At 38.6% G+C, this 4,390-nt stretch carries 6 protein-coding genes; 3 read left to right on the top strand and 3 right to left on the bottom strand.

The window, feature by feature from the left end; genetic code table 11:
- Positions 1-34: 34 nt before the first annotated feature.
- Entirely contained in the window at positions 35-187 is a 153-nt protein-coding gene (locus AC1DRF_RS17675; RefSeq protein WP_013084181.1) for an aspartyl-phosphate phosphatase Spo0E family protein, read from the top strand.
- A gap of 248 nt (positions 188-435) precedes the next feature.
- Positions 436-825: a MerR family transcriptional regulator gene (locus AC1DRF_RS17680; RefSeq protein ID WP_071272416.1), complete on the top strand. Its 390-nt coding sequence runs from the start codon at positions 436-438 to the stop codon at positions 823-825.
- An 80-nt stretch (positions 826-905) separates the two neighbouring features.
- Here the strand turns inward: AC1DRF_RS17680 and AC1DRF_RS17685 are convergent, their stop codons facing one another.
- Together AC1DRF_RS17685 and AC1DRF_RS17690 are read right to left on the bottom strand one after the other, a co-directional pair.
- Positions 906-1,961 (bottom strand): NAD(P)-dependent alcohol dehydrogenase, encoded by a 1,056-nt coding sequence (locus AC1DRF_RS17685; RefSeq protein ID WP_098432395.1) that lies wholly within the window; start codon positions 1,959-1,961, stop codon positions 906-908.
- Between the two features lie 156 nt (positions 1,962-2,117).
- Entirely contained in the window at positions 2,118-2,378 is a 261-nt protein-coding gene (locus AC1DRF_RS17690; protein ID WP_427075819.1) for an HPr family phosphocarrier protein, read from the bottom strand.
- Positions 2,379-2,645: 267 nt separating this feature from the next.
- On the opposite strand from AC1DRF_RS17690, the gene AC1DRF_RS17695 reads away from it, so the two are divergent.
- Complete coding sequence (locus AC1DRF_RS17695; RefSeq protein WP_427075820.1) at positions 2,646-3,362, top strand: nucleotidyltransferase domain-containing protein; 717 nt, start codon at positions 2,646-2,648, stop codon at positions 3,360-3,362.
- Positions 3,363-3,445: 83 nt separating this feature from the next.
- Here AC1DRF_RS17695 and AC1DRF_RS17700 read toward each other — a convergent pair whose 3' ends face one another.
- On the bottom strand, positions 3,446-4,189 hold the full coding sequence (locus AC1DRF_RS17700) for an SDR family NAD(P)-dependent oxidoreductase (protein ID WP_477741283.1): 744 nt from the start codon (positions 4,187-4,189) through the stop codon (positions 3,446-3,448).
- Positions 4,190-4,390: the final 201 nt, after the last annotated feature.

Genomic DNA, 4,390 nt, shown 5'->3' on the forward strand with positions numbered 1-4,390 from the left:
GTGATGAGCTGTGAAGTGGTATAAAGGAGTTGTCATGCAAGTCTTAATGACAGAAATCGAAACAGCAAGAGAGCACATGGTTATGTTAGGACTTACAGAAGGTCTTACAAGTCGTAATACAGTTCGAATCAGTCAAACCCTTGATTATTTATTAAATGAACTAAGTAAAGTGATGGCCGCAGATTAATCGTATTTTATATAAAAATGAAAAGAGCTGCTGATTTCACGGCAGCTCTTTATAAGTTGCCTTAACGTTTACTTTAATGTTTAGGATACTATTTATACAGTTACCTCATAGTAAAGAAAATAGCGGAATCTATTATATATATTGTATAGTAGAAACCTAGAAAAAGAGTTGAAAGCACCCGTAAAAAGGGAAGCTTAGATACATAAAGCAAACGCCGCACTAAGAATGGCGATGGAGGGTATAGTGGAATGGAATATCATATTAAAGAGGCCGCTGCAAAGGTAGGGCTGCCTACGCATACGCTTCGATACTACGAACAGCAAGGGCTTTTACCTTTTATAAAAAGAGATGAGAACGGAAATCGTATTTTTAGCGAGTCCGATATCGAGTGGTTAGAATTTATTATTTGCTTACGAAAAACGGATATTGCCCTTTTAGAATTACGTAAAATTGTTGAATTAACACAAAAAGGCGATGATACAATCGGTTTGCGCAAGCAGATATTTGAAAAGCATAGAGAGAAAATGATGGAAAAACAAAGAGAGCTGGACGCAGCTTTTAGAAAAGTGGAAACGAAAATTGATTACTATGATAAATTAGAACAAAAATATCAGGAAGAGCTTTCATCTAAAGCCTAATTTATCGGTTGTTTTTCGTATTTTATAAAGAAATAGAAAGCGGGCAGCTCATCCAATGAGCTGCCCGCTTTTTTCTAAATTTACAGTGTAGAAATGTCAATAACAAATCGATAGCGAACGTCGCTGCGAAGAACGCGCTCGTACGCTTCATCTACTTGCTTAGCATCGATAACTTCAATCATAGGAGCAACGCCGTGTTCAGCCGCAAAATCAAGCATTTCTTGTGTTTCACGAATGCCGCCTACAAGTGAACCAGCAATGCTACGACGTCCCGTGATAAGTGAGAATACGCTGTACTGATCTGGGTTAGCCGGTGCGCCAACGTTAACAAGCGTTCCATCTACGCGAAGTAATGATAAATATTGATCCACATTCAGGTTAGCCGATACTGTGTTTAAGATAAGGTCAAAGCGACCCGCTAATTCAGTAAATGTTGTCTCATCACTTGTTGCAAAATAGTGATCTGCGCCAAAGCTTAGAGCTTCTTCTTTTTTATTGTTAGAACGGCTCAATACCGTCACTTCAGCACCCATTGCATGTGCAAATTGAATCGCTACATGTCCAAGACCGCCCATTCCCACGATCGCCACTTTTTTGCCAGGGCCAGCATTCCAGTGCTTTAACGGAGAAAATGTTGTAATCCCTGCACATAGAAGCGGACTTGCTGCATCCATACTTAACTTATCAGGAATACGAACAACGAATCCTTCTTTTACGACGATTTTTTGGCTGTAGCCGCCGTATGTAGGATTTCCGTCATAATCCAACGAATTATACGTTTGAACAACGCCTTTTGTACAGTATTGCTCGTCACCGTTCACACAGTACTCGCACTCTCCGCAAGAGTCAACGAAACATCCCACGCCAACGCGATCGCCAACCTTGTATTTTGTTACGCTTTCTCCAACCGCTTCAACTACTCCCGCGATTTCGTGACCAGGAACCATCGGGAATATTCCGCCGCCCCACTCATCAAATGCACTATGAATATCAGAGTGACAGATACCGCTAAACTTAATATCAATTAAAACGTCGTCTGCTCGCAGTTCTCTGCGTTCAATTGTCGTGTTCTCGAATTTTGCCTTTGCATGCGGTGCACTTAAAACACGTGATGTTGTTGTATGTTGATTACACATAAGTAAAAACACAATCCTTTCGTCATTTGATATATTTAAAAGTACAACACTAGCTTAAACGTTAAAGTCGACTTTAAAGCAAGAGTTTTTTTAAAAAAAATTTTGTTTTCTATGATTTTATGAAAAAAGGAGAGTAAGGAATAGTGTAGCAGCTTTTTACCTATGTTTAGTTAAAAGGAATTCTTCAAGGGTGCGAGCGGCGGCGTGTTCATCCACTCCATTTGTCAGTAACGTTATTTCATCTCCTTTTTTAACAGCTAAAGCCATGACCTTCATGATGCTTTTTCCACTTACACATTTTTCATCTTTCGAAATAAAAATGTCACTTTGAAACGAACAAGCTTCACGTGCAAATAAAGCTGTATGTCTAGCTTGAAGTCCTTCAGAAAGCTGCACCGTTATTCTTTTAATCAGCATTGTATTTCCCCTTTTTTGTATTTTAAAAACTGTAAAACTAGCTTAAACGTTAAAGTTAACTTTAAGGCAAGAGGTAATTTGGATAAAAGAGTCATTTATGAATGTATGGAGAGCAGCAATCGTTTCTACTAGTCATTTAGATGATGGTAACTAAATGAAAATACGGCACACATGTTCAGGAAGGTTCAATAAATAAGAATTTATTTTTAAAGGAATTTCCACGTTCTAACCAGAAAAACCATATATATTGTTTTCTGGAGGAATATGATGAAAGAGCTAAAAAGGTTAGAACCGCTGCAAGCAGCTACACAATTCATTTTTAAACATTACCCTAACTGTCAAGGCGCATTACTCGCCGGGAGCGTGGTGAGAGGAGAAGCTACCCACACGTCTGACCTTGATCTTGTTATTTTTGATGATAATTTTACCTCTTCTTTTAGAGAGTCCCTCATTGAATTTGGATGGGCAATTGAAGTTTTTGCTCATAATCTGACTTCATACCAAGCCTTTTTTAAAAGCGATTGTAAGAGGGCTAGACCTTCACTCCTAAGAATGATTTCCGAGGGAATTATTTTAGCGGATAAAGGAGTGATGCAGGTTATAAAAAAAGAAGCTGCACAATTACTAGAAAAAGGCCCAGAAAAATGGGCGGAAGAGACGATTAGATTAAAAAGATATTTTATAAGTGATGCCTTAGATGATTTAATTGGTTCTTCAAATAAAGGTGAATCACTTTTTATCGCCAATACGCTCGCTTACATAACGCATGAATTTGTTTTAAGAACGAATGGTCATTGGATCGGGGATTCTAAATGGATTGTCCGATCTTTGAATGACTATAATGAACGCTTTAGTAAAGAATTTGTAGAGGCATTTGATACCTTTTATAAAACAGGGGATAAAGATAAAGTAATTCAACTGGTGGATAAAGTGTTAGCACCACATGGAGGCCGGCTGTTTGAAGGGTTTTCACTGGGGAAATAGAGGTTGAATCAGTAGCCTTGTTAGAACCCCGCTACTATTGCTTGCTAGTAGTGGGGTTATTTTTTAGGAATATTCACGTATGCTTAAAGAGTTTGCCCGTTATCAATCGTAAATACTTGGCCCGTCACGGACTCTTGCTTTAACTGAAACAGAATAGCATCTGCGATATCTTCAGGAGAAGAAATGCGCTGAAGAGGTAGATTTCCTGCAAGCTGATACATTTTATCTTCGTTGCCAGACCACCATCTTGTGTCGACTGCACCAGGAGAGATGCAGTTTACTCGAATATGTGGTGCCAGTGCAATGGCTAACGACTTAGTCATCGTATGAATCGCTGCTTTTGTTGCTGCATAGGGAATAGAGGAGCCGATTCCAGTTGTACCCGCAACGCTTCCTACATTAACAATGGCCCCTGACTTTTGCTTTTTCATATGTGGAACGGTTGCTTTTACACAGTGAAACATGCCTTTTACGTTTACATCATATAAAGAGTTCCATATGTCATCCATTGCAGACTCTAAGTCATTCATGGGGATTTGAGCTGTAATACTAGCGTTATTCACTAATCCATCTAACTGTCCGAATTGTGTAATGGTTTGATGAATCATTGCATTTACTTCTTGCTCGTTGGCTACATTCGCTTTAAAAGCAAACGCTATGCCTCCTTTTTCAGCAATCTCCTCTACAACTTTTTTCGCTTCTTTTTCTGAGTTGCTGTAGTTTATAACAAGTTTCGCGCCCATGTCAGCTAACTTTAAAGCCGTTGCTTTGCCTATACCAGTGCCGCCGCCCGTAATAATAAATACTTTATTTTTAAAACCGATCATTTCTATAAACCTTCCYTTCTCTTAACATCTTTTATTATATCTTCGATGGAAAAAAGGATATAATAGGTAATACTAAGAGAGGTATCATTTAGAATGATATCAACGGAGGAATTAAAATTGGAAAGCCAAGACTTACGAATTTTTAAATGTGTGGCAGAAGCAAAATCACTATCAAAAGCTGCGGAGGTATTAGGATATGTG

Source organism: Priestia sp. P5_B4 (assembly GCF_056400385.1).

Excerpts from the sequence above, each read along its gene's own strand:
- AC1DRF_RS17695 (WP_427075820.1), top strand. The coding sequence starts at position 2,646 with ATGAAAGAGCTAAAAAGGTTAGAACCGCTGCAAGCAGCTACACAATTC.
- AC1DRF_RS17700 (WP_477741283.1), bottom strand. The coding sequence starts at position 4,189 with ATGATCGGTTTTAAAAATAAAGTATTTATTATTACGGGCGGCGGCACT.
- AC1DRF_RS17685 (WP_098432395.1), bottom strand. The coding sequence starts at position 1,961 with ATGTGTAATCAACATACAACAACATCACGTGTTTTAAGTGCACCGCAT.
- AC1DRF_RS17675 (WP_013084181.1), top strand. The coding sequence starts at position 35 with ATGCAAGTCTTAATGACAGAAATCGAAACAGCAAGAGAGCACATGGTT.
- AC1DRF_RS17680 (WP_071272416.1), top strand. The coding sequence starts at position 436 with ATGGAATATCATATTAAAGAGGCCGCTGCAAAGGTAGGGCTGCCTACG.
- AC1DRF_RS17690 (WP_427075819.1), bottom strand. The coding sequence starts at position 2,378 with ATGCTGATTAAAAGAATAACGGTGCAGCTTTCTGAAGGACTTCAAGCT.